Source organism: Bradyrhizobium sp. 956_D2_N1_4, assembly GCF_052076025.1.
Lineage (GTDB): Bacteria > Pseudomonadota > Alphaproteobacteria > Rhizobiales > Xanthobacteraceae > Bradyrhizobium > Bradyrhizobium barranii.
Genome location: NZ_CP197237.1, coordinates 2,876,388 through 2,899,153, shown reverse-complemented (window position 1 = coordinate 2,899,153; position 22,766 = coordinate 2,876,388). Strand labels below are relative to the sequence as shown.

The window sequence follows — 22,766 nt, the reverse complement described above, 5'->3', positions numbered from 1 at the left end:
GGTCCGGGAAACGGGGCGCTTGCGCCCCAGACTGGCCGCATTGTACGGCTCATAAGGGCATATCTCGTATCCGGTCCGCCGCCAATCGCCAAAAACCAATCACGAAACTGCTTGATCAAGACCGTTTGACCCAGACCGCCTGATGTTGCTCCAGATCGCATTGCGCAAGAAGGCCTCCTCCCTCACCGCCCTCGTCACTGCCGCGGCGATCGCGCTGTTGCCGACGCCGGCCGCGCATGCGCAGGCCAAGGGGCCGCCGATCCTGCGCGACACCGAAACCGAGCAGCTGCTGCGCGAATACACGCGCCCGATCCTGCGCGTTGCCGGTCTGGAAAAGCAGAACATCCAGATGGTGATCATCAACGAAAGCTCGTTCAACGCGTTCGTCGCGGACGGCCGCCGCATCTTCGTCAATTACGGCGCGATCATGCAGTCGGAGACGCCGAACCAGATCATCGGCGTGCTCGCGCACGAGACCGGGCATCTGGCCGGCGGCCATCTGTCCAAGCTGCGCGAACAGCTCGCCAACGCACAGACCCAGATGATCATCGCCATGCTGCTCGGGGCCGGCGCGATTGCCGTGGGTAGCACCCGAGGCAGCAACAGCGCCGGCAACAACGGCCTCGCCAATGCCGGTGCCGCCGCCATCGCCGGACCGCAGGAGATGATCCGCCGCACGCTGCTGTCCTATCAGCGCCAGCAGGAGGAGAACGCCGACCGCGCCGGCGTGAAATTCCTGACCGCGACCCAGCAGTCGCCGAAGGGCATGTACGAGACCTTCAAGCGCTTCACCAGCGAGAGCCTGTTCGCATCCCGCGGCGCCGATCCCTATCTCCAGTCGCATCCGATGCCCGCCGAGCGTGTCGCATCGCTTCAGGAGTTCGCCAGTTCCAGCCCCTATTGGGACAAGAAGGACGATCCCGCGCTCCAGCTCCGCCACGACATGGCGCGCGCCAAGATCTCCGCGTTCATGGAGCGGCCGGAGACGGTCTACCGCCGCTACCCCCAGACGAACGACAGCATGCCGGCGCGCTATGCCCGCGCCATCAGCACCTATCTACACGGCGATCTACGCAGCGCCCTGGCCCAGATCGACGCGCTGATCCAGGTCCAGCCGAACAACCCGTATTTCTACGAGGTGCGCGGCCAGGCACTGCTCGAGGGCGGCAAGCCGGCCGAGGCGATCCCTGCCCTGCGCAAGGCGGTGCAGCTGTCCAACAACGCGCCCCTCATCGAGATGTTACTTGGGCAGGCTCTGGTTGGATCGGATAATAAGGCCTACACCGATGATGCCGTTCGGATTCTCCGGGCCGCGGTGGCACGGGAACCGGAGGCTGCGCTCGGCTATATGCAACTCGCGATGGCTTATGGCCGGAAGGGCGACTATGCCGAGGCGGATCTGGCGTCGGCGCAGGCCGCTTATCTGCGCGGCGACAACAAGACCGCCCGCGAGCTCGCCACGCGCGCGAAAACCCGTTTCGCCGTCGGCACGCCCGGATGGGTCAAGGCCGACGATATCGTGGCGGCCAAGCCGCCGCGCAACTAACGCGACCAAGACGACGCCTGACACCACGACGTCACGACACCGAGCTTAAGTCCGCCGGGACGTTTTCCGAAACCAGCTTTCGATAAGAGGATTTGCCCATGCCTTCGCTGCGCCTGCTTGCTCCCGCGCTGTTCGCGCTCGCCCTGTTCGGCGCAGCCGCGCCCGCGTCGGCCGACAGCTTCTCCGATGCCCAGCGCACCGACATCGAGGCGATCATCAAGAACTATCTCGTCACCCATCCCGAGGTGCTCGAGGAAGCGATGACCGAGCTCACCAAGCGCCAGGCCGCGGCCGAAACGCAGAAGCACGAAGCCAGCATCGCGCAGAATTCGGATGCGATCTTCAACTCGCCGCGCCAGGTCGTGCTCGGCAACAAGGACGGCGACGTCACCTTCGTCGAGTTCTTCGATTACAATTGCGGCTACTGCAAGCGCGCGATGGGCGACATGCTCGACCTCATGAAGGCCGATCCGAAGCTGAAGGTCGTGCTGAAGGAGTTTCCGGTGCTGAGCCAGGGCTCGGTCGAAGCGGCGCAGGTCGCGGTCGCCGTGCGCATGCAGGATCCCACCGGCAAGAAGTATCTCGACTTCCACCAGAAGCTGCTCGGCGGCCGTGGCGCCGCCGACAAGGCGCGCGCGCTGCAGGCGGCCAAGGAAGCCGGCCTCGACACAGCGAAGATCGAGAAGGACATCGGCAGCCCCGAGGTGCGCGCCACCATCGAGGAGAATTTCAAGCTCGCCGAAGCGATGGGCATGAACGGCACGCCGAGCTACGTGATCGGCAAGCAGATCGTGATCGGCGCCGTCGGCCTCGAAGGCCTGAAGGAAAAGATCGGCGTTGCCCGTTGCGGCAAGGCGACTTGCTAACAAGGCGACCTGCTGATCCCGCATTTCACAATCTGCGCATGCGACGAGGCCGGCTGAACAGCCGGCCTTTTTCGTTGACCGCAGCTTTGCGTGAATTCTGGCGCGAATCCGGCGCGCGCATTCATCTCGCGTTTAAGAAACAAATACCCTGGAACCGCCGATGTTCCGGAACAACTCAAATCTCCTTTCGTTGGTGGCGCGGGCAATGACGCAAAGAAACACGTGAGGAGAAATTTGATGTCTAACCGCTTTATGATCTCGGTTGCCGCACTCGCGCTCGTGGCGGGCACCGGACTGGCGAACGCACAGGGCACCATGAACCGCGATAGCGGTGGCGGGGCCGGCGCGCAGCCGACGCAACATTCGCAACCCGCCGGCGGCGCAGCTGAGCGTGGCGCGATGGGCAAGGAAGCCGCTCCCGAGAGGGGCACCGTCGGCCAGGCTGGCGGCGCCATGAAGCCCGGCGGAGCAGCCGAGGAGAAGTCGTCTGGCGCGACGGAGAAATCCGGTGCGATGGAAAAGTCAGGCGGGATGGAAAAATCCGGCACGATGAACAAGAACGCGGCTGACGAGAAGGCCGGCGCGACGAAGGGTGAGCACGCCCAGGGCGCGCAGGACAAGTCCAAGAGCACGATGGACAAGTCCCAGATGGACAAGTCCAAGAGCACCGAGACTGACACCAAGAGCGGCAACATGAACGCCCAGACCAAGGGCGCGGACAGCAAGGCTGCCGACACCAAGTCTCAGACCACGACCGGCGCCGCGCCTGCGACCGCTGCGGCACCGCCTGCCGAGAAGCGGACCGAGATCTCAACGGCGATCAAGTCGACCAAGATCGAAGAGACCACCAACGTCAACTTCAACATCTCGGTCGGCGCCGCGATCCCGGCGTCCGTTCGCTTCCATCCGCTGCCGCCCCGGATCGTGGAAATCTATCCGGAGTGGCGCGGCTATGACGTGATCTACGTCCGCGGACAGTACATCATCGTCCGTCCGCAGACGCGCGAGATCGTGTACATCATCGAAGGCTAAGCCGCCTGGCTGACGCCCGATAAGCCCTTGCCGAGAGATCGGCAGGGGCTTTTGGCCTATTGGGCGGCCTCCCCTGCCTATCCCGCCCGGCAGCCACGATTAGAACTGGTTAACAAGCAATTTCCGTAACTTCCGCACAGGTTTTTGCACCCCGGATGAGCTGTTTGAAGCCCCCTGGGAGGTCCTTCAAGGCTTCCCCTAGGGCGCTTTGTTACCTATAACCCCCGCCACGCCGAAGCACCTCTTGCGGGATTGGAATGGCCGAACCAGCAACCGACACGATCCTCGTTCTCAACGGGCCGAACCTCAACATGTTGGGGACGCGCGAGCCCGAGAAGTATGGCCATGCGACGCTGGCCGACGTCGAAACGCTGTGCCGTGAAGCGGCGGCGGCATACGGCCTCAAGGCCGACTGCCGGCAGTCGAACCGCGAAGGCGAACTGATCGACTTCATCCACGAGGCGCATGCCCGCAAGATGAAGGGCATCATCATCAATGCCGGCGGCTATTCGCACACCTCGATCGCGCTGCACGACGCGCTGCTCGCGGTGCAGATCCCGACCGTCGAAGTGCACGTGACCAACATCCACGCCCGCGAGAGCTTCCGTCACCATTCCTACACCGCGCGCGCGGCCTTCGCCTCGCTCTGCGGTTTCGGCATCGAGGGCTACCGCCTCGCGATCCAGGGCCTTGCCGCCAAGCTCGGCATCAAGCCCAAAGCCTGACGCTCCCTCTTCACACAGAACATTCGGATCAGAACATGGCGCGCCAGCCAGACGACAAAGCAGCCGTAAAGTTTTCCAGCGAGGATTCCGCGCTCGTCCGCGAGCTCGCACTTCTGCTCGATGAGACCAGCCTCACCGAGATCGAGATCGAACGGGCCGGCCTTCGCCTGCGCGTCGCCCGCAACATCAGCGTCGCCGCCACCATGCCGATGCAGATGGCGGCCGCTCCCGCCATCCTGCCGGCGGCCGCAGCTGCCGCCGCGCCGGCCGCGGCCGACCTGTCGAAGCATCCGGGCGCGGTGATCTCGCCGATGGTCGGCACCGCCTATTGGGCGCCGGAGCCCGGCGCCAAGCCGTTCATCGAGGTCGGCAGCAAGGTCTCGGTCGGCCAGACGCTGCTGATCATCGAAGCCATGAAGACCATGAACCAGATCCCCTCGCCGCGCGCCGGCACGGTGACGCAGATCCTGGTCGAAGACGGCCAGCCGGTCGAGTACGGCGAGCCGCTCGTCATCATTGAGTAATGGTCGTGGGCGGTCAGCCGCCCTAGCCGCTTCCCGCGCGCCAGTCCCTTAAGGACACCATGTTCGACAAGATCCTCATAGCCAATCGCGGCGAGATCGCCCTTCGCATCCTGCGCGCCTGCAAGGAGCTCGGCATCGCGACCGTGGCCGTGCACTCCACTGCCGACGCCGACGCCATGCATGTGCGCCTGTCGGACGAGAGCGTCTGCATCGGGCCGCCGCCGTCCAAGGACAGCTATCTCAACGTGCCCGCGCTGCTCGCGGCCTGCGAGATCACCGGCGCGGATGCCGTGCATCCCGGCTACGGCTTCCTCTCCGAGAACGCGCGCTTCGCCGAAATCCTTGGCGAGCACAATCTGCATTTCATCGGCCCCAAGGCCGAGCACATCCGCCTGATGGGCGACAAGATCGAGGCCAAGAAAACGGCCAGGAAGCTCGGCATTCCCGTGGTGCCCGGCTCGGACGGCGCGGTCGGCCCCGAGGACGACGCGATGGCGATCGCCAGGAAGATCGGCTTCCCCGTGCTGGTCAAGGCAGCCGCCGGCGGCGGCGGCCGAGGCATGAAGGTCGCGCAGAGCGAGGCCGACCTCCAGGTGGCGCTGTCGACGGCAGCCAACGAGGCCAAGTCCGCCTTCGGTGACGCGTCCGTCTATCTCGAAAAATACCTCCAGAAGCCGCGTCACATAGAGATCCAGATCCTCGGTGACGGCCGCGGCGGCGCGATCCATCTCGGCGAGCGCGATTGCTCGCTGCAGCGCCGCCACCAGAAGGTCTGGGAGGAAGGTCCCTCGCCCGTCCTTGCCGCCGCTGCACGCGCCAAGATCGGCGAGACCTGCGCCAAGGCGATGCGCGAGATGAAATATCTCGGCGTCGGCACCATCGAATTCCTGTTCGAGGACGGCGAGTTCTACTTCATCGAGATGAATACCCGCATCCAGGTCGAGCATCCCGTCACCGAGAGCATCACCGACATCGACCTCGTGCTGGAGCAGATCCGCATCGCTGCCGGCGGCGATCTGCCGGCCAAGCAAAGCGAGATTCAGATCATCGGCCACGCGATCGAGTGCCGTATCAACGCCGAGAACCCGCAGAGCTTCCGTCCCTCGCCGGGCCGCATCACGCAATATCACCAGCCCGGCGGGCTCGGCGTGCGCATCGATTCTGCGGTCTATCAGGGCTACACCATCCCGCCCTATTACGACTCCCTCGTCGGCAAGCTCATCGTCCACGGCAAGACCCGCGCCGAATGCCTGATGCGGCTGCGCCGGGCACTGGACGAGATGGTGGTCGAGGGTATCGAGACGACGCTGCCGCTGTTCCGCGACCTGGTGCGCCAGGACGACATCATCAACGGCGACTATCATATCCACTGGCTGGAACAGTACCTCGCGGGCAAGGAACCGGTCGCGGGGTGACCCCTCTCCTCCCGTGGAACCCTTTGGCCCCCATCGCGTTCTGGACGGGGACAGTTCCGAGGGGGCCTTTTGAGTTCCGTTGACGTGACGAAGCGAGACCGTCGTGACGACTGAAGCGCAACGACGGCGCTCCATGTGGCAGATCCTGCTGTTCTCGGCGGGTCTTCTGGTGCTGACCGTGATCAGCGCCGGCTCCGTCTACCTGGTCAACAAGGCCAGAGACGATAGCAAATGGGTGATCCACACCATCGAGGCGGAGAATCAGATCAACGCCCTGCTGCTGGAAATCCGGCGTGCCGAGAGCGCCGCCCGCGGCTATCTCCTGACCCAAGGGACGGATTTCAAGGCCGACCATGAGAAAGCCGTGGCAGCGATCATACCTGCCCTCGACAAGCTCACGCGCCTGACCCGCGATAATCCGGACCAACGCGGCAACATCGAGAAGCTGAGCGCGGCCATCGAAATCCGGCTGGGACAATTCAAGCAGGAGCTGGACTTCATCGGCCAGAATCGGCCGGACAAGGCCATAGCGCAGGTCCGCGAGGCCGCCTCCACCGACACCACGGCCGAGATCAGCAAAGTCGCCGTCTCCATGATCCAGGAGGAGGAGCGTCTGTTCCGGCTCCGATCGGCCAATTCCGACCGCAGCCAGACGCTGGCGGCCTCGATGACCGGCATCGGTTCGGGCCTCGTGGTGCTGCTGACCCTGATCTCGATCTGGCTGGTGCGGCGCTCGGTGCTGGCCCGCGACGAGGCCGAGACGCGCCTGCGCGACGCCTACGCCAACCTCGAGACCGTGGTCGACGAACGCACGGCAGACCTGCGCGAGGCCAACAACGAGATTCAGCGCTTTGCCTATATCGTCAGTCACGATCTTCGCTCGCCACTCGTCAACATCATGGGCTTCACCAGCGAACTCGAAGAGCTCAGCGGCGACATTTTCCGCCGTATCGGCGGCCTTACCCATGTCCCGGCCGATGGCCCGCCGCTAGCTGACGGCGAGGTCACGCTCGAAGGCCCCGACAAGCAGCTTTCAACGGATTTTTCCGAAGCGCTCGGCTTCATCAAATCGTCGATCGCCAAGATGGACCGCCTGATCTCGGCGATCCTCAACCTCACCCGCGAGGGCCGGCGCGAATTCGTGCCCGAGAAGATCGACACCCGCGAGCTGATCGAAGCCATCGTCTCGACGCTGGCGCATCAGTCCGCCGAAGCGCAGGCCGAGATCCATGTCGCGCCGCTGCCGGATCTCGTCAGCGACCGCCTTGCGCTGGAGCAGATCTTCTCCAATCTGATCGACAACGCCATCAAATATCTCAAGGCCGGCGCCCCCGGCGAGATCAGAATCCGCGGGCGCACCAAGCTTGGCTACGCTATCTTCGAGATCAGCGATAATGGCCGCGGGATCGATCCGAAAGATCACCAGCGGATTTTCGACCTGTTTCGCCGGGCGGGAACCCAGGACAAGCCTGGTCAGGGCATCGGTCTTGCGCATGTGCGCGCACTTGTGCGCCGCCTCGGCGGTACCATGTCGGTATCATCGGAACTGAATACGGGCAGCACCTTCACCATCACGCTGCCCATCACCTGGAACGCAAGCAACCGGAACGCCGACCAATGACTCAACCCGTCACCATCATCATGATCGAGGACGACGAGGGCCACGCCCGGCTGATCGAGCGCAACATCCGCCGATCCGGCGTCAACAACGAGATCATCCCCTTCGCCAACGGCACGGACGCGGTGAAGCACCTGTTCGGCTCCGACGGCAGCGGGCTCGTGCAGAAGGGCAATGCGCTCCTGATCCTGCTCGATCTCAATCTCCCCGACATGACCGGGATCGACATCCTGAAGCAGATCAAGGAGAACAAATACCTGAAGGCCTCGCCCGTGGTGGTGCTGACCACCACCGACGACAGCCAGGAAATCAAGCGCTGCTACGAACTCGGCTGCAACGTCTACATCACCAAGCCCGTGAACTACGAGAATTTCGCCAATGCCATCCGGCAGCTCGGCCTGTTCTTCTCGGTCATCCAGGTCCCGCCCGCCGCCTCATGAACCAGCACCCGCCTACACTGCTCTACATCGACGACGACGCGGCCTTGGCCCGCCTGGTCGAGCGCGGCCTGACGCGACGCGGCTACAAGGTCATTCATGCCGCGAGCGGCGAGGAAGGCCTGGAGCGTATCCGCCGCGCGGAGACCGACGGCTGCATCGACGTCGTGGCGCTCGACCAGTACATGCCCGGCCTCGACGGGCTGGAGACGCTCGAGCAGATCATGGCGATACCAGGCGCGCCGCCCGTGGTGTTCGTCACCGCGTCGCAGGATTCCAGCATCGCGGTCACCGCGCTGAAGGCGGGCGCGGCCGATTATCTCGTCAAGGACGTCAAGGGCGATTTCATCCCCCTGCTCCACGTCGCCGCCGACGGCGCACTGCGCCAGGCCGAATTGCAGAAGGCGCGCGAGGAAGCCGAAGCCGAGATCCACGCATCGCGCGACCGCTACGCCGCACTCGCCGCCGAACGCGAGCTGCTGCTGCGCGAGGTCAATCACCGCGTCGGCAACTCGCTCCAGATCATCGCTTCGCTGCTGCATCTGCAGGCGAACTCCGCAGGCCAGGAAGAGGTCAAGGCGGCGCTGACCAACGCGATGGGCCGCGTCGCCGCGGTCGCGCAGGTGCACCGCCGGCTCTACACCTCGCAGGACCTGAAGAGCGTGGTGCTGAACCAGTATCTGGATTCGCTGCTCGAGGATCTCAGGCGCTCGGCCGAAGGCAACCGGATGTCGCGGCTGACGGTGAAGGCCGAGCCGATCGAGATCGATCCGGACCGCGCCGTCGCCGTCGGCATCATCGTCAACGAGCTGGTGATGAACGCGGTGAAATACGCCTATCCGGACGGCGCCGGCCCCATCCATGTCGAGCTGACCTCGCAGGGCGAGGATCTGTTGCTGGCGATCACCGACGACGGCGTCGGCGACAAGGTCAAGGCGGATCCGCGCTCGACCGGCATGGGCCAGCGCATCGTCGCGGCGATGGCCACCAAGCTCGACGCCACCGTCGAGCGCGACCCCGCCCATTCCGGAACTCGCGTCATGCTGAGGTTCCGCCGCACGCCCGCGGCCCCCGACAAGACCAACAACGCCGCCGCAGGCTGACCCTCGCCCCCTTCGCAACACCTCCACGATCCTGCTATTGTTGCGCCATGACTTCGCGCGACTCCGCTTCGTCTGAAATCACGCCGGCCGTGCTGTTGCGTGCCTATGCCTGCGGCATTTTTCCGATGGCCGAGAGCGCCGACGATCCGACCCTGTTCTGGGTCGAGCCGGAATTGCGCGGCGTGATCCCGCTCGAGGGATTTCGCGTGGCCTCGCGGCTCGCGCGCACCGTCCGTACGGACGCCTTTCGCGTCACCGTCAACACGGCGTTCAAGGCAACGATCGCCGGCTGCGCCGCGCCGCAGGCGGGGCGCGAGGACACCTGGATCAACAAGCGGATTCGCGACCTCTATGGCGGCCTCTACGAGCTCGGCCATTGCCACAGCGTCGAGGCCTGGCAGGGCGACGACCTCGTCGGCGGGCTCTACGGCGTCAGCCTCGGACGCGCCTTCTTCGGCGAGAGCATGTTTCACACCGCGCGCGATGCCTCGAAGGTCGCGCTGGTGCACCTGGTCGCGCGGCTGATCCATGGCGGCTTCGAGCTGCTCGACACGCAATACGTCACTGATCATTTGAAGAGTTTTGGCGCGGTCGAGATTTCGCGTCGGCGCTACACCGCACTGCTCGACAAGGCCCTCGCCGGCGACCCCGGCGATTTCCTGAGGCTGTCAGCCGGTGACGCGATCCCGGGCGCGCGCGCGCTCGACATCGTCGCCTCGCGGCCATAATCGGTGATGGGGCCTAGCGCCCGAACCCGGGGGATTTGGTCTAACGCCCAAACCCCGGGATACCGAACAGGCCCGGCCGCTGCTCCGGCGGCGGTGGCGGCGCCGGCTGCTGCTGGATCGGCGGCAAGGGCTGCGGCGGGCGCTGCTGCACGGCCTGCTTGGGTGGCGCCGCCTTCTTCTGCGCGGGCGGCGGAGCCGGCGGCTTTGCCGCGGTCGGATCGGGCGCCGCGGTCGCAATGGTCTGCTGCGGCTCTTTGCAGTCGGTGAGCCAGATGTCGTAGATCGGATGCTCGACGCCGTGCAGGCCGGGGCTCGCCGCATACATCCAGCCCGAGAAGATGCGCTTCACCTCGCCCTGCAAGGTGATCTCGTCGACCTCGACGAAGGCGTCGGTATTGGTGGCTTCCGTCGCCGGCCGCGTATAGCAGGCGTCGGTTTTGACCCGCAGCGCGCCGAACTGGACGGTCTCGCCGATGTCCTCGTCGAAATTGATGATGCGCCCGGTGATCTTGTCGAGGCCGGAGAAGGTCGCCTTCTTGTTCACGATCTTCTGGGCCGGCGGCTCGGTCACGACCTCGTCGCCCGGCTGGAGGCTCGCCGGGGTCTGCGGGACAGGGCCGCCCGGCCCGCCCTTCTGCTGGGGCTGGCGCTGACCGGGCGCACCCGGGGCGGCTTGCGGATTGGGCGGAGCGACCGCCACGGACGGCGGCTGGTTTGGCGGAGCGACGGTTGAGCCCGGCGGCGGCGCCAGGGGCTGGGATTCGACCGGCCCCGGCATCACGTTACCTTGCCGGCCCGGCGGCGGCGCCATCGGGCGCGATGGCAGCACGCGGCCCTGCGGCGGCAGCTCGGGGACCTCTTCATCGTCATCGGGGATCTGAGGCTGCGGCTGACCACGCGGAATCGAACCCGGCGGCCGCGGCGGCGGGTCGGAGAAGATCGTGCCGATCTGCGCCTGCGCGGGCGTCGCAACCGTCAATGCGGTGGCGGCCAGAAGCGCCGCAAGACCTGGCAGGGCAAGTCTTGTAAGGGTAAAGGTTCGAACCATCTTCTCGCGCGGCTTCAACAGCGAATCGGGCTTGCTGGACATTCTACAGGGGATACCGCCGCTCGCAGGCCATCCGGTTAACACGGCGAATACGGCGGGGGAAGGGCGGCATCCCTGCCCTGCCCGTCGCCCGCTGGCCAGACCGGCGGCCGGATGGGATAGTTGACCGGCCCCTCCCCGGGGCCGAGGCGGGCAGCGCCCCCGAAACGACGTCCAACGACAACAGAAAGCCCAAGGTCGCTCCCATGTCCGTCGTGCTCGATCCCGATGCCGCCGCCGTTTACAAGGCCTTCCAGGAGGCCGGCCGCCCCGCCTACGAGACCCTGACCGCGCCGGAAGCCCGCGCCTATTACGGGCAGGCCCGCTTTGCCACCAACCCCGAGCCGCCGGAACTGGCGCGCGTCGCGGCGCTGGCGATCCCGGCGCCGCACGGCGCGATCCCCGCCCGCATCTACGTGCCAAAGGAGCCGCGCCTTCAGGACGGGTTGTCGCCGGCGCTGGTGTTCTTCCATGGCGGCGGGTGGGTGATCGGCGATCTCGACTCCCACGACGTCGTCTGCCGCCAGCTCGCCGTTTCAGGCGCGCTGATCGCGATCTCGGTCGATTACCGCCTCGCGCCCGAGCACAAGTTTCCCGCCGCCGCCGATGACGCGATCGCCGCCACAAAATGGATTGCCGCGAATGCGCGCGAGCTCGGCATCGACGCTGCGCGCCTTTCGATCGGCGGCGACAGCGCCGGCGGCAATCTCGCCGCTGTGGTCGCACTCACCGCACGCGACGGCAACGGTCCGAAGATCGCGGGTCAGGTCCTGATCTACCCCGCGACCGATTTCGCCATGACGCACGGCTCGCACAGCGAGCCCGAGACCAGCGTGCTGCTGACGCATTCGGTGATCCGCTGGTTCCGCGATCACTATCTCAACGGTACCGCCGACATCCACGACTGGCGCGCCTCGCCGGCGCGCGCGAAGAGCCTTGCCGGTCTGCCGCCGGCCTATGTGCTCACGGCCGGGGCCGATCCGCTGCGCGACGAAGGCGACGACTATGCCGAGCGCCTCAGGCAGGCCGGCGTGCCCGTCGCGTACAAGCACTATCCCGGCCAGTTCCACGGCTTCTTCACGATGGGCAAATTGCTCCAGCAGGCCAATGTCGCGGTGCGCGAGATCGGCGCCTGGTTGAAGGAGCTGGGCTGACGCCTCCCATGCCCTTCGTTCTTCAAACCGTCTTCGCCCTCCCCCTGCGCGCGCTGACATGGCTCGGCAGCCAGGGCACCCGCGGGGTCGCGGCGGTCGTGTTCGTCGCCGCCGCCGTGCCGCCGCTCGGCGCGCTGCTGCGGCCCTACATCACCGAAGCGATCCTCGTCCTGCTCTGCATCTCCTTCATGCGAGTCGATCTCGCGGCGCTGTACGGTCACCTACGCCGCCCGGCGCTGATTGCGACCGCAACCGCCTGGACTACGATGGGCGTGCCGCTGATCGTCGGACTGATCATCTACGCAACAGGGCTCAACGACCGCTCGCCCGGCCTTTCCGTTGCCCTGATGCTCCAGAGCATGGCCTCGCCCATGATGGCGTCTCCGGCGCTCGCCGCGCTGATGGGCCTCGATGCCACGCTCGTGCTGGTCACGCTGGTGACCTCCACCGCGCTGGTCCCCTTCACAGCGTCGCTGTTCGCAAGCCTGTTCCTCGACGGCATGCTCAGCGTCACGCCGGCGACGCTCGGCCTGAAGCTGCTCGGCATCCTCGCGGCGTCGCTGCTGGCCGCAACCATCATCCGTTGGGTGTTCGGCGCAGAAGCGATCCAGCGCCACAGGAAGCCGATCGACGGCTTCAACATCATCATCCTCCTGATCTTCGCAGCCGCGATCATGGGCGATGTCGTGAGCGACCTCGTGGCCCAGCCGCTCTTCACGATCGGCCTGGCGGCTCTGTCCTTCGCGAGCTATTTCACGCTGCTCGCCGTGACCACGCTGCTGTTCCGCCGCATCGGCTATGAGCGCGCGCTGGCGCTCGGGCTGATGGTGTCACAGCGCAATCTGGGCCTGATGCTGGCCGCGACCGCTGGCGCGCTGCCGCCCACCACCTGGCTCTATTTCGCGATGACGCAATTTCCGATCCACCTCGCGCCCTACATGCTGACGCCGATCGCGCGCCGCCTGGTGGCCCGCGCGGATGGCGCCGGCGAGGCAGCTGCAGGCAAGGCGACCTAGGACGCAGTCATAGCGACGTCGCAGCCGGCTTCGAGGCCCTGAAGAGATAGCGGTTGGTGCTGAAGAAGTATTGTCCCGCTCCGCTGAGACGCCCGAACTCGCTGTGCCATGCTTCGAGATCATCGGCTGAAACGTCGTTCCTGCGGGCCACGAAGTCCCGAATGCCCTGGGCCAGCCCCTTGCTGTAGCTATCGTCATCGTACTGCAAATTCAGGATTGGAAAGACCGACGCTCCGTCCAGGTGAAGTCCCGCATTCGCCAATCTGCGGGCCATCGACCTTGGGAGACGCGGGTGAGCGCAATGCGCTTCCCATGATTTCATGACCGCGGCCATACGTTCCGGGTTTTCGGAATGCCACACCACCGCGTCCCAGTCCGTTGCGACAAAAATCGTGCGGCCCCCTGGCTTGAGCACGCGAAATGTCTCTGCGAGGACGCGGTCAACATCAGGCACGTACTCGGCAACCTGTGTGCACACGACGACATCGAACGACGCATCGGATTGACCCAATTCCGTGGCGTTGCCGATCGCATATGAAATCCAGGCGGAAGCCTTCTGCCGGTTGCAGACCTCGATCAGGTCAGTCGACACATCGATACCGACGACAGCACCGTCGGGCCCAACGATCTGCGCCATGCTCTCGCAGAGATAGCCAGGACCACATCCGATATCGAGAACGCTCTCGCCGGCAGACAGATTGAGCTGCCGAATTGTCTCCGCGCGCTGGGCGGTCACGTCCCCTGTGAGATAAAGTCTTTGGAGCCGTTTCGCGTTCTCGTTGCTGTACTCCATCCCGCCCATCTTCGCCTCCACGCTCGAGTGCCAGGTCAGATTGCCTAGCCCGCCCGCGCCGCGCGCCGCAGCGCCTGGGGCGGCTGGCCGAAGGCGCGGATGAAGGCGCGCCGCATGCGCTCGGGGTCGCCAAATCCGGTCGCCTCCGCGACGAGCTCGATCGCCTCCCGCGAGGACTGCACGCGCTCGCGCGCGACCTCGATCCGTAAGCGCTCGATCGCCTTCGACGGCGTCGTGCCGGTCTCGGCGGCAAAGGCGCGGGCAAAATGCCGTGCGCTCATGCCGGCACGATCGGCGAGATCTTCGACCGTCAGCCGGGCATCGAGGTTCTCGCGCGCCCAGGACAGCAGCGCGCCGAACCGGCCGTTCGGTGTCTTCAATTCCAGCAGTGAGGAGAACTGCGACTGGCCGCCGCTGCGGCGATGATACAGCACGAGCTGGCGGGCGGCCTGTTGCGCGATCTCCTCGCCATGGTCCTCGGTGACCATCGCGAGCGCGAGGTCGATGCCCGCCGTGATGCCCGCCGACGTCCACACATTGCCGTCATGCGTGAAGATCTGGTCCGGCTCGAACTTCACCTTGGGATAGCGCGCGACGAAATCCCGTGTGCGGCCCCAATGCGTGGTGGCGCGTCGTCCATCGAGCAGGCCCGCCTCGGCCAGCACATAGGCGCCCGAGCAGACGCTGGCGACCCGCACACCGCGTCGCGCCAGCCGCTGCACGAAGGCGCGCGTGACCTCGCAGCGTGCGGCGTCCGTTACGCCTGCGCCACCTGCGATGACCAGGGTGGTGATCGCGTTCGCCGACTTGAAGTCGCGCGCCATCATTTCCACGCCGGACGAGCTGCGCACGGGCCCCGCGTTCAGTGCCAGCACGCGGATTCCGGTGCTCGTCTTGCCGGTGGCGCGCGCCGCGATCTCGAACACCGAGATCGGGCCGGCCGCATCGAGCAACTGGAAATCGGGGAAGATCAGGATGCCGATCATGGTTATGTCCGAAAGCGAGGGAATTACGCCATTTTGGACAGAAGGGCATCATGAGAGGCTGCGTCCGTCAAGCTCATCTTTGGAGGACCTGCCCATGTCGTCACCGCTCCAGATCGGTCTTTTGGTGTTTCCGCGCGTCACCCAGCTCGACTTCACCGGTCCCTTGCAGGTGTTCTCCTCCGTCCCCGGCGCGAAGCTGCACCTGATCTGGAAACGGATCGAGCCGGTGCCGAGCGATTCCGTGCTGACGCTGACGCCGACCACGACATTCGCCGACTGTCCGCAGCTCGACGTGATCTGCGTGCCCGGCGGCGGCGGCACCAACGACCTGCTCAATGACGAAGAGGTGCTGGATTTCCTGCGCAGGCAGGCCGAAGGCGCCAAGTACGTCACCTCGGTCTGCACGGGGGCGCTGGCGCTCGGCGCTGCCGGCCTGCTCAAGGGCTACCGCGCTGCCACCATTGGAGCGCGATGGAGATGCTCGGCCAGTTCGGCGCGACGCCGACCAAGACGCGCGTCTGCATCGACCGCAACCGCGTCACCGGCGGCGGCGTCACCGCCGGGATCGATTTCGCGCTGACGCTGGTGTCGATCCTGGTCGACCGCACCACGGCGGAAGCGATCCAGCTCCAGATCGAATACAACCCGGCCCCGCCGTTCAATTCAGGCTCGCCCGACACCGCGCCGGCCGAAGTGCTGGCCTTGCTGAGAGAGCGCGGCGCCGCAAACCAGGCCCGCCGCCTCGAGGCGGTCAAGCGCGCGGCTGAGCGGGTGTAGAGCAGAGGCTTTGCTCACGCGCCCCGAACGCAGCGCAGCACTTCCCGGGCAATGCAAAGCATCGTCCGGAAGCTCCGCACTGCTGACATGACGCTGTCAGGAGCCTGTCGCGACAATCTGGATCGCGCCCAACGCCCACGGACGCTTCCCGGTCGAGTGCGCACAGGAGGATCTGACCATGGCGCGATACCGGCTGCACTGCATCGGAGCTTCGGGCAATTCGTTCAAGGTCGCGCTATTCCTCAACTGCGCCGGGCTCGACTGGGAGCCGGTCGGCCTCGACTTCGCCGGCGGCGAGACCCGCACGCCTGACTGGCGGGCCGCCACCAATGTCATGGGCGAAGTCCCTGTCCTCGAGGTCGATGGCCGGCACATGAGCCAGTCCGGTGCGATCCTGCTGTGGCTCGCCGGGACCCACGGCGTGTTCGGTCCGACGCCCGAGGAGACGTTCGAAGCCACGCGCTGGCTGCTGTTCGACAACCACAAGTTCACCGCGAACTTTGCCCAGCACCGGTTTCAACGCTGCTTCATGCCGGAGCCCGCCCATCCCGCTGTGCTCGCTTACTTGCGCGCGCGGACCGACAGCGCCTTCTCGATCGTCGACAGACACCTCTCCCACCGCAGCTTCATGCTGGGCGATCGGCCGACGATCGTCGATTTCTCAATGTTGGGCTATCTGTACTATCCGACCGAGGAGACGGGCTTTGATCTTGCCGCGACTTTCCCGGCGATTGATGCCTGGCGCCGGCGTGTCGCCGAACTGCCGGGCTGGAAGCCGCCCTATGAGATGATGCCGGTCGGCAACTCACCGACGCTCCATCTCTGAGAAGCGAGCAGAGCAACAGATCAAAGAAAAAGGCCGCTCGGTTTCCCAAGCGGCTTTTCCTGTCTTACGGTGGCTGCACATTCCATCGGGCGATTTCGAACTTCCAGACCGGGGGCCTATCTCCCGATCGAGTCCTCGTCGGCGGCCGCTGCATCTCGGGACAGTCGCGAACTGTTGCCCGAACCGAACGCGATGGTCTCCCATCTCCGTAAGATGGGACCATTGAGCCGCATCGCTCGCGTAGCTGCAACGCCCGCGCAGGCGCTGTCCCCGCTGTTCCCGTTGTCCACAGCAAGGTGAGGCGGATGCTGATGCATCCACCCCCACGGCAAGGATTCGGACGGAGATCGGAAAGCTAGCCGGGCGTCCAGGGCTGGTAGTCGCCGGTCGCCTTGGGACGCTTGCCGCTGGCAAGCGTCGAGCCGGAGGGCCGATAGGCGTTCGGCGTGCCGGTGGGGTTCGGCTGGTGCGGTTTTTGCCACTCGCGCGGCTGGTAGTTCTCTTCGGTCGGCGGCACATCGACGACGTGATGCATCCAGCCGTGCCAACCCGTCGGGATGCGGCTTGCCTCGGCGTAGCCGTTATAAATGACCCAGCGCCGCTCGAATCCGAGCGTCGGATCAATCGCCCCGCCGCGGGTCCGATAATAGCGGTTTCCCTGCTCGTCCTGGCCGACCAGCTCGCCGTACCGCTTGGTCCAGAGCTGGGTGCCAAAGGTCTGGCCACTCCACCAGGTGAAGAACTTGAGGAAGAACTGTTTCATACGGCTAGGGCCCTGCTTCGTGAGGCCCTGATGCCATCCGGGCGGCGAAATGTCCAGTTCCGCGGGGGCGGCGGTGCCCCCCGCAAAATGTGGTGCCCGGCGCAAGCACTGCCGCAAATCGGACGCGATCCGTTCATGCCGGGTACAGCGGCCGCATGGAAACCTGCGCCACACGCGCACACCGGCGTGAACCCTGGAACCGCGGGCCCTTCAAGAGGTTTGCTTCAGGGAATAAGGAGTTTGAACATGAAAAGTCTGAGAATTTTGAGCGTCGCGGCAGCGGTCGCGTTGGTCCTTCCGTTGGCGACGCCGAGCTTCGCCCAGGGCCGTGGCGGCCACGGCGGTGGCGGCGGTGGTCATTTTGGCGGTGGTGGCGGCGCCCATTTCGGCGGTGGCGGCGCCCGCATGGGCGGCGGCAGCTTTGGCGGCGCGCGGTTCGGTGGCGGCGGCGGCAATTTCGCTGCCGGAGCCATGCGCCCGAGCGCCGGCCTAGCCATGCGTCCGACCGCAGGAGCCACGTTTAGTGGTGGCGGCGGCCGTCCCCTCGCAGTCGCGGGTAACAACTGGCGCGGCGGCGGTGGCAACTGGCACGGTGGCGGCTGGCGTCGTCATGGTGGCGGTTTCTGGCCGGGCGTCGCAGCCGGTGCTGCGATCGGCGGGCTCGGCTCCTACGCCTACTACGGTGGCGGGTACTACAACGATCCCTACTACTATGGCGACGACAGCTATTATGACGAACCGTCGGTCGCGGTGGTGCCGGATAGCGGTGGTGACTCGTCGGCTTATTGCGCGCAGCGATACAGATCATACGATCCGGGTTCGGGCACGTATCTTGGCTATGACGGCCAGCGTCATCCCTGCCCGTAAGCAGATCGACAACGCTTGATGGAAGAGGCGTCGCATCGGTGCGGCGCCTCTTTCGTTTGTCGCGCGCTCATCGCCAGTTTCGCGCGCAGCCCGCGCATCGCGTGCGACGATCTATACATGCGAGGCGCGAGGGACCTCTATTCACCGCACCGTGCATATCTACAATGATCCAATCCCAAATTGACCCGTCCCGCGATTCGCCTATATCACCGATGAATGTTGGGACTTCGATCTACTGGGAAATGTCATGCCGCGTATCCTCGTGGTAGATGACGATCCGATGGTCGGCGCGACCATCGAGGTCCTGCTCCAACGTCAGGGCTTCGATGTCACGATGGCTGACGGCGGCGAAACGGGACTGGCTGCGCTCGAAGCGCAGACGTTTGACGTGATGCTGGTCGACATCTTCATGCCGCACATGCGCGGCTTCGAATCCATCCGCATCTTTCACGAGCGCGCGCCGGCGATCCCTCTGATCGCGATGTCCGGCTACGCCTTCGCCTCGTCCGCCTCGCCCTCCCCCGATTTCCTCCGCATGGCACTGGAACTCGGCGCGACACGCTGCCTGCGCAAGCCGTTCACGCCGGACGCACTCCTGACCACGATCCGGGAATGCCTTGGCGAGGCCGCGCAGCCGAAGGACAAGAAAGAAGCCCCTTGATCCCAACGCAGCGCGTCATTCTCGGTGCTGGACTTGCAATCCTCCTGATCATCACCGCCGCCTCGATCGGACTCGACGTCAAGTCGCGGTACGATGCCGCCTGGGTCAATCACACCATCGAGACGCAGAAGAAGATCTCCGATCTGCGCGTGCTGATGCGGCGCGCCGAGAGCGCCGCGCGCGGCTACGAGATCTATCGCAACCCGAGCTTCAGCGACGAGTTTCAGGCGGTGCACGCCCAGATCGCGCCGGCGCTCGCTGATCTCAAGCGCAGCCTGCGTGACAATCCCGATCAGGTCGCGCTCATCGAGGGCACCGAGCCGCTGGCGCTGCGCCGGGTCGAGATCGCCGCAGAGGTGATGCGCCTCCGCGCCGAGAACGACCAGGCCGGCGTTGCCGCGCTCCAGGGCAAGGGCGAGGGTCGCGGCCTGATGGACACGGTGATGGGCAATCTCGATCAGCTGAGCGCGGAGGAAGAGCGATTGCTCGCCGCCCGCGCCCAGAGTTCCCGGCGCACCGGCATCGTCCTGCTCGGCATCGACGTGATCGGCGCGCTGGTGATCCTGCTGCTGGTCGCAATGCTGATGCGCGAGAGCCAGCGCACCACGGTCGCGCTGAAGAGCACGCTGCTGGAGACCACGGCGGCGAAGGAGCAACTCGAGGCGGCCGTCGCCGAGCGCACCGAGCATCTCGTCAACGCGCATGACGAGCTGCGGCTGTCGGTCAACGTGCTCCAGAGCACGTTCCACAGCATGGCCGAGGCTGTGCTGGTGATCGACGCCGAGGGCACTGTCCTTCTGTCCAATCCGGCCGCGGAGCGCATCTTGCTGCATCGCGCCGGCATGAGCCTGCGCAATCTGCGCGCCCTGTCCGACGTGTTTCACGGCGACGGCGTCACGCCGCTCAGGGCGGACGAACTGCCCTCGACGCGCGTGCTGCGCGGCGAGCAGTTCGAGAATCTGGAGATGATCGTCCGCCCGCATAACGGCAACGATCCCCGCCATCTGATGATCAGCGGCCGGCCGATGCGCGACGGACAAGGCAACGTCTCCGGCGCCGTGCTGGTCTATCACGACGCGACCACGTCGCGCGAAACCGAGCGGCAGCTGCACCAGTCGCAGAAGCTGGATGCGATCGGCAAGCTGACCGGCGGCGTCGCGCACGACTTCAACAACATGCTCACGGTGATATCAGGCAATACCGAGACGCTGGTGGCGAGCCTGAAGCAGCAGCCCGAGCTCCAGCGCGTGGCGCGGCTGATCGACGATGCCGCCGAGCGCTGCGCCGAGCTGATCCAGCATCTGCTCGCCTTCGCGCGCCGGCAGCCGCTCCAGCCGCGCAATGTCGAGATCAACGGCGCGATCGCCGATATCGCCAAGCTGCTGCGCCCCACCCTCGGCGAGCAGATCCAGATCGAGACCGTGCTGGAACAGGGACCGATGACCGCGCACATCGATCCGTCCCGCCTCACCAATGCCGTGCTCAACATGGCGATCAACGCCCGCGACGCCATGCCGAACGGCGGCAAGCTGCTGCTCGAGACCCACCACGTCGTGCTCGACGAGGCCTATGCACAGGCCCACGCGGAGGTGCAGCCCGGTCCCTACGTGATGCTCGCGGTCAGCGACACCGGCACCGGCATGACGGCGGACATCCAGCAGAAGGCCTTCGAGCCGTTCTTCACCACCAAGGAGGTCGGCGAGGGCTCGGGCCTCGGCCTCTCCATGGTCTACGGGTTCGTCAAGCAGTCCGGCGGCCACATCAAGATCTACAGCGAGGAAGGCCACGGCACCACGATCAAGCTCTATCTGCCGCCGGGCGACGGCATGACGGACGCGGCGGCCCCAGTGGCGCCGCAGGCCGAAGGCGGCGCCGAGACAATTTTCGTGGTCGAGGACGACACGCTGGTGCGCAACTTCGTCACCGCGCAGCTGCAGAGCCTCGGCTACGACACGGTCGCCGCGCCCGACAGCCGGGCCGCGCTGGACATGATCGAGGCAGGCCAGGACTTCGACCTCCTGTTCACCGACGTCGTCATCCCCGGCGGCATGAGCGGCCGCGAGCTCGCCGAAGAGGTGGCCAAGCGCCGGCCGGGCGTGAGGGTGCTCTACACCTCCGGCTACACCGACAACGCCATCGTCCATCACGGCAAGCTCGACGACGGGGTGCTGCTGCTGACAAAACCCTACCGCCGCAACCAGCTCGCCGAGATGATCAGGAAGGCGCTGAACGGCGGCGGTATGACGGCGGGCTAGTTCAAGGATTGTTCTGCGGCGGCTTCCGCCGCTTTGTTTCGAACACCTTCGCAACATCCGGAGGCATCGCCCCAGGCGCACGCGATCGCGCGCCTTCTATCGCCCATGCCTTTTCGAAATCGGCGCTCGCAGCGGCAGCGTCCTGCTTCTTCTCGTAGGCCGCGCTGCGTGCGCGATAGGCTTGTTCATTGTCCGGATCGAGCTCGATCTGCTTTGTGAAGTCGGCAATGGCCCGGTCCTGATCGTCCTCGAGCGCGTAGGCGCGGCCGCGAAGCCCGTAGACGTATCCGATCCTGGCGTCGGCTGCGATGCTGGCGTCGAAATCGGCGATGGCTGCGTCGAGATCGCGCGTGTGCAGATAGGCCGAGCCACGGATGCTGAACGGATACGAACGCTTCGGATTCAGCTCGAGCGCCTTGCTGGCGTCGGCAATCGCATGCGCGAAGTCATCCTGGCGTAAACGAGCGTCGGCGCGACTCTCGTAAGCCGCCGCACTGCCCGGATTCATGCTGATCCAGCGATCGATGTCGGCAATGGCGTGGCCGTAGTTCTTCTTTCGCCTGAACGCCACAGCCCGGTATCGATATCCATCGAAACCGCCGTCCGGTTCGATGCCAAGCGCGCTGGCAAGATCGGATGACGCGCCGGCGCGGTCGCCGATGTGATTGCGGCTGTCTTGCCGGGCAAGATAGGCCGCGATCCATCTCGGGTTGATCTCGATCGCCCTGGATTCGTCCGCGATGGCACCGCGCCGATCGCCCTTCTTCGCGCGGGCGATACCCCGGTTGGTGTAGGCGCGAAAATTCTGCGGATCGATCTCGATGGCTTTCGCCGAGTCGGCGATCGACTGATCGACATTGCCGTCGTCGAAATTGGCTGCACCCCGCCTCATATAGGCGTCGGCGAAGGCTGGATTGATGGCGATGGCCTCGCTCTCATCGGCGACGGCCGCCTTGTAGTCGCCGCTGCGCCAGTGGGCGTTGCCCCGATCATGAAAAAAGCCCGCACGTTCATCGTGGCCTGGCGTGCCGGCCTCGATCAGGCGCGTGCAGGCCGAAATCACGGCCGCTTCCGGAGCATCGTTGGATGCATTGCAAGATAACCGGTCCTGATCGGCTTGAGCCAATCCAAGGGACGAGATCAGGCCGAGCACGACGGCCAGCGCGATGACTCTCATGCGTTGCCCCTGGAGCGAGGTGAATTGCGGGAGACTATCTAGAGGTGCAGCGCAGCTTCGCGCAAGAGACCGCTGTCTAGCGCGTCGCCAGCACCACGGCCGCCAGCGTGAAGACCAGCGCGGCGATCTGCCCCGGGCCCAACGGCTCGTGCAGCGCCAGTGCCAAGGCGACGACGCCGATCACGGGTACCGCCATGGTGCCGATCGCGGCGACCGAGGCCGGCAGGCGCGCTAACGCTGCGAACCAGCTGACATAGGCGATGCAGAACTGCACCACGGTCGAATAGACGGCTGCCCAGCCGAGCGTCGTCACCTGCTCCGGATGCGAGGCCTGGCACGGCTTCGAAAGCGCGCAGATTGTGTGTGCGCTCGGCTGAGAACTGCACTGAATTACGAATGCTCACTGACGT

General features: G+C 65.6%; 21 protein-coding genes and 2 pseudogenes. 17 read left to right on the top strand and 6 right to left on the bottom strand.

Translation table 11 applies throughout. From position 1 onward, the window contains the following. Positions 1-142 precede the first annotated feature (142 nt). The 10 genes from AB7535_RS13310 to aat all read left to right on the top strand — a co-directional run bounded on the left by AB7535_RS13310 (position 143) and on the right by aat (position 9,994). Entirely contained in the window at positions 143-1,546 is a 1,404-nt protein-coding gene (locus tag AB7535_RS13310) for a M48 family metalloprotease (protein WP_439036444.1), read from the top strand. Between the two features lie 98 nt (positions 1,547-1,644). Next, positions 1,645-2,412, top strand: coding sequence for a DsbA family protein (locus AB7535_RS13305; RefSeq protein WP_439036443.1), 768 nt, complete (start codon positions 1,645-1,647; stop codon positions 2,410-2,412). A 237-nt stretch (positions 2,413-2,649) separates the two neighbouring features. After that, positions 2,650-3,444: a DUF1236 domain-containing protein gene (locus AB7535_RS13300; RefSeq protein ID WP_063983551.1), complete on the top strand. Its 795-nt coding sequence runs from the start codon at positions 2,650-2,652 to the stop codon at positions 3,442-3,444. A 257-nt stretch (positions 3,445-3,701) separates the two neighbouring features. Continuing rightward, positions 3,702-4,169, top strand: a complete 468-nt coding sequence (gene aroQ, locus AB7535_RS13295) for a type II 3-dehydroquinate dehydratase (protein WP_135213477.1) — start codon at positions 3,702-3,704, stop codon at positions 4,167-4,169. A 35-nt stretch (positions 4,170-4,204) separates the two neighbouring features. Next, entirely contained in the window at positions 4,205-4,693 is a 489-nt protein-coding gene (accB, locus tag AB7535_RS13290; RefSeq protein WP_085401096.1) for an acetyl-CoA carboxylase biotin carboxyl carrier protein, read from the top strand. Positions 4,694-4,752: 59 nt separating this feature from the next. Continuing rightward, positions 4,753-6,108 carry an acetyl-CoA carboxylase biotin carboxylase subunit gene (gene accC, locus AB7535_RS13285; RefSeq protein ID WP_354123637.1) on the top strand — a complete coding sequence of 452 codons (1,356 nt, stop codon included), beginning with the start codon at positions 4,753-4,755 and terminating at the stop codon, positions 6,106-6,108. Positions 6,109-6,211: 103 nt separating this feature from the next. Further along, positions 6,212-7,729: a sensor histidine kinase gene (locus AB7535_RS13280; protein WP_439036442.1), complete on the top strand. Its 1,518-nt coding sequence runs from the start codon at positions 6,212-6,214 to the stop codon at positions 7,727-7,729. Further along, positions 7,726-8,166 carry a response regulator gene (locus AB7535_RS13275; protein ID WP_063983554.1) on the top strand — a complete coding sequence of 147 codons (441 nt, stop codon included), beginning with the start codon at positions 7,726-7,728 and terminating at the stop codon, positions 8,164-8,166. Before AB7535_RS13280 ends, AB7535_RS13275 begins: the two co-directional genes overlap by 4 nt. Next, on the top strand, positions 8,163-9,266 hold the full coding sequence (locus AB7535_RS13270; protein ID WP_208086587.1) for a sensor histidine kinase: 1,104 nt from the start codon (positions 8,163-8,165) through the stop codon (positions 9,264-9,266). Before AB7535_RS13275 ends, AB7535_RS13270 begins: the two co-directional genes overlap by 4 nt. A gap of 47 nt (positions 9,267-9,313) precedes the next feature. Next, positions 9,314-9,994 carry a leucyl/phenylalanyl-tRNA--protein transferase gene (aat, locus tag AB7535_RS13265; protein ID WP_135213473.1) on the top strand — a complete coding sequence of 227 codons (681 nt, stop codon included), beginning with the start codon at positions 9,314-9,316 and terminating at the stop codon, positions 9,992-9,994. Positions 9,995-10,034: 40 nt separating this feature from the next. Here aat and AB7535_RS13260 read toward each other — a convergent pair whose 3' ends face one another. Then, positions 10,035-11,084, bottom strand: coding sequence for a DUF2155 domain-containing protein (locus AB7535_RS13260; RefSeq protein WP_439036441.1), 1,050 nt, complete (start codon positions 11,082-11,084; stop codon positions 10,035-10,037). 203 nt (positions 11,085-11,287) lie between these two features. Between AB7535_RS13260 and AB7535_RS13255 the strand changes: the two genes are divergently transcribed. Together AB7535_RS13255 and AB7535_RS13250 are read left to right on the top strand one after the other, a co-directional pair. Further along, positions 11,288-12,235, top strand: coding sequence for an alpha/beta hydrolase (locus tag AB7535_RS13255; RefSeq protein ID WP_439036440.1), 948 nt, complete (start codon positions 11,288-11,290; stop codon positions 12,233-12,235). Between the two features lie 8 nt (positions 12,236-12,243). Then, the gene (locus AB7535_RS13250) at positions 12,244-13,251 is read left to right on the top strand and encodes a Na+-dependent transporter (RefSeq protein ID WP_439036439.1); all 1,008 of its coding nucleotides are present in this window, start codon (positions 12,244-12,246) and stop codon (positions 13,249-13,251) included. A 7-nt stretch (positions 13,252-13,258) separates the two neighbouring features. Here the strand turns inward: AB7535_RS13250 and AB7535_RS13245 are convergent, their stop codons facing one another. Further along, positions 13,259-14,053 (bottom strand): methyltransferase domain-containing protein, encoded by a 795-nt coding sequence (locus AB7535_RS13245; protein WP_439036438.1) that lies wholly within the window; start codon positions 14,051-14,053, stop codon positions 13,259-13,261. A gap of 35 nt (positions 14,054-14,088) precedes the next feature. Then, on the bottom strand, positions 14,089-15,030 hold the full coding sequence (locus AB7535_RS13240; RefSeq protein ID WP_166096382.1) for a GlxA family transcriptional regulator: 942 nt from the start codon (positions 15,028-15,030) through the stop codon (positions 14,089-14,091). A 94-nt stretch (positions 15,031-15,124) separates the two neighbouring features. Here AB7535_RS13240 and AB7535_RS13235 point away from each other — a divergent pair. Both AB7535_RS13235 and AB7535_RS13230 read left to right on the top strand, forming a co-directional pair. Next, positions 15,125-15,807 (top strand): annotated as a pseudogene (locus AB7535_RS13235) (DJ-1/PfpI family protein). A 178-nt stretch (positions 15,808-15,985) separates the two neighbouring features. Beyond that, entirely contained in the window at positions 15,986-16,633 is a 648-nt protein-coding gene (locus AB7535_RS13230) for a glutathione S-transferase family protein (RefSeq protein ID WP_166096380.1), read from the top strand. Positions 16,634-16,988: 355 nt separating this feature from the next. Here AB7535_RS13230 and AB7535_RS13225 read toward each other — a convergent pair whose 3' ends face one another. Continuing rightward, positions 16,989-17,396 (bottom strand): NADH:ubiquinone oxidoreductase subunit NDUFA12, encoded by a 408-nt coding sequence (locus AB7535_RS13225; protein ID WP_028148726.1) that lies wholly within the window; start codon positions 17,394-17,396, stop codon positions 16,989-16,991. Between the two features lie 246 nt (positions 17,397-17,642). Here AB7535_RS13225 and AB7535_RS13220 point away from each other — a divergent pair, with 246 nt between their 5' ends. From AB7535_RS13220 to AB7535_RS13210, 3 genes are all read left to right on the top strand, one after another. Continuing rightward, positions 17,643-18,263, top strand: coding sequence for a BA14K family protein (locus AB7535_RS13220; protein WP_166096379.1), 621 nt, complete (start codon positions 17,643-17,645; stop codon positions 18,261-18,263). 247 nt (positions 18,264-18,510) lie between these two features. Next, on the top strand, positions 18,511-18,924 hold the full coding sequence (locus AB7535_RS13215; protein ID WP_028148724.1) for a response regulator: 414 nt from the start codon (positions 18,511-18,513) through the stop codon (positions 18,922-18,924). Further along, positions 18,921-21,179, top strand: coding sequence for a CHASE3 domain-containing protein (locus AB7535_RS13210; protein ID WP_439036437.1), 2,259 nt, complete (start codon positions 18,921-18,923; stop codon positions 21,177-21,179). Before AB7535_RS13215 ends, AB7535_RS13210 begins: the two co-directional genes overlap by 4 nt. Position 21,180: 1 nt before the next feature. Here the strand turns inward: AB7535_RS13210 and AB7535_RS13205 are convergent, their stop codons facing one another. Both AB7535_RS13205 and AB7535_RS13200 read right to left on the bottom strand, forming a co-directional pair. Then, positions 21,181-22,356, bottom strand: a complete 1,176-nt coding sequence (locus AB7535_RS13205) for a tetratricopeptide repeat protein (RefSeq protein WP_439036436.1) — start codon at positions 22,354-22,356, stop codon at positions 21,181-21,183. 76 nt (positions 22,357-22,432) lie between these two features. Then, positions 22,433-22,654: pseudogene (locus tag AB7535_RS13200) on the bottom strand (EamA family transporter); the annotation flags it as partial. Positions 22,655-22,766 lie beyond the last annotated feature (112 nt).

What these genes read in the sequence shown, in the direction of transcription:
- AB7535_RS13310 (WP_439036444.1), top strand. Translation starts at nt 143, where the DNA reads ATGTTGCTCCAGATCGCATTGCGCAAGAAGGCCTCCTCCCTCACCGCC.
- AB7535_RS13305 (WP_439036443.1), top strand. Translation starts at nt 1,645, where the DNA reads ATGCCTTCGCTGCGCCTGCTTGCTCCCGCGCTGTTCGCGCTCGCCCTG.
- AB7535_RS13300 (WP_063983551.1), top strand. Translation starts at nt 2,650, where the DNA reads ATGTCTAACCGCTTTATGATCTCGGTTGCCGCACTCGCGCTCGTGGCG.
- aroQ (WP_135213477.1), top strand. Translation starts at nt 3,702, where the DNA reads ATGGCCGAACCAGCAACCGACACGATCCTCGTTCTCAACGGGCCGAAC.
- accB (WP_085401096.1), top strand. Translation starts at nt 4,205, where the DNA reads ATGGCGCGCCAGCCAGACGACAAAGCAGCCGTAAAGTTTTCCAGCGAG.
- accC (WP_354123637.1), top strand. Translation starts at nt 4,753, where the DNA reads ATGTTCGACAAGATCCTCATAGCCAATCGCGGCGAGATCGCCCTTCGC.
- AB7535_RS13275 (WP_063983554.1), top strand. Translation starts at nt 7,726, where the DNA reads ATGACTCAACCCGTCACCATCATCATGATCGAGGACGACGAGGGCCAC.
- AB7535_RS13270 (WP_208086587.1), top strand. Translation starts at nt 8,163, where the DNA reads ATGAACCAGCACCCGCCTACACTGCTCTACATCGACGACGACGCGGCC.
- aat (WP_135213473.1), top strand. Translation starts at nt 9,314, where the DNA reads ATGACTTCGCGCGACTCCGCTTCGTCTGAAATCACGCCGGCCGTGCTG.
- AB7535_RS13260 (WP_439036441.1), bottom strand. Translation starts at nt 11,084, where the DNA reads ATGTCCAGCAAGCCCGATTCGCTGTTGAAGCCGCGCGAGAAGATGGTT.
- AB7535_RS13255 (WP_439036440.1), top strand. Translation starts at nt 11,288, where the DNA reads ATGTCCGTCGTGCTCGATCCCGATGCCGCCGCCGTTTACAAGGCCTTC.
- AB7535_RS13250 (WP_439036439.1), top strand. Translation starts at nt 12,244, where the DNA reads ATGCCCTTCGTTCTTCAAACCGTCTTCGCCCTCCCCCTGCGCGCGCTG.
- AB7535_RS13245 (WP_439036438.1), bottom strand. Translation starts at nt 14,053, where the DNA reads ATGGGCGGGATGGAGTACAGCAACGAGAACGCGAAACGGCTCCAAAGA.
- AB7535_RS13240 (WP_166096382.1), bottom strand. Translation starts at nt 15,030, where the DNA reads ATGATCGGCATCCTGATCTTCCCCGATTTCCAGTTGCTCGATGCGGCC.
- AB7535_RS13230 (WP_166096380.1), top strand. Translation starts at nt 15,986, where the DNA reads ATGGCGCGATACCGGCTGCACTGCATCGGAGCTTCGGGCAATTCGTTC.
- AB7535_RS13225 (WP_028148726.1), bottom strand. Translation starts at nt 17,396, where the DNA reads ATGAAACAGTTCTTCCTCAAGTTCTTCACCTGGTGGAGTGGCCAGACC.
- AB7535_RS13220 (WP_166096379.1), top strand. Translation starts at nt 17,643, where the DNA reads ATGAAAAGTCTGAGAATTTTGAGCGTCGCGGCAGCGGTCGCGTTGGTC.
- AB7535_RS13215 (WP_028148724.1), top strand. Translation starts at nt 18,511, where the DNA reads ATGCCGCGTATCCTCGTGGTAGATGACGATCCGATGGTCGGCGCGACC.
- AB7535_RS13205 (WP_439036436.1), bottom strand. Translation starts at nt 22,356, where the DNA reads ATGAGAGTCATCGCGCTGGCCGTCGTGCTCGGCCTGATCTCGTCCCTT.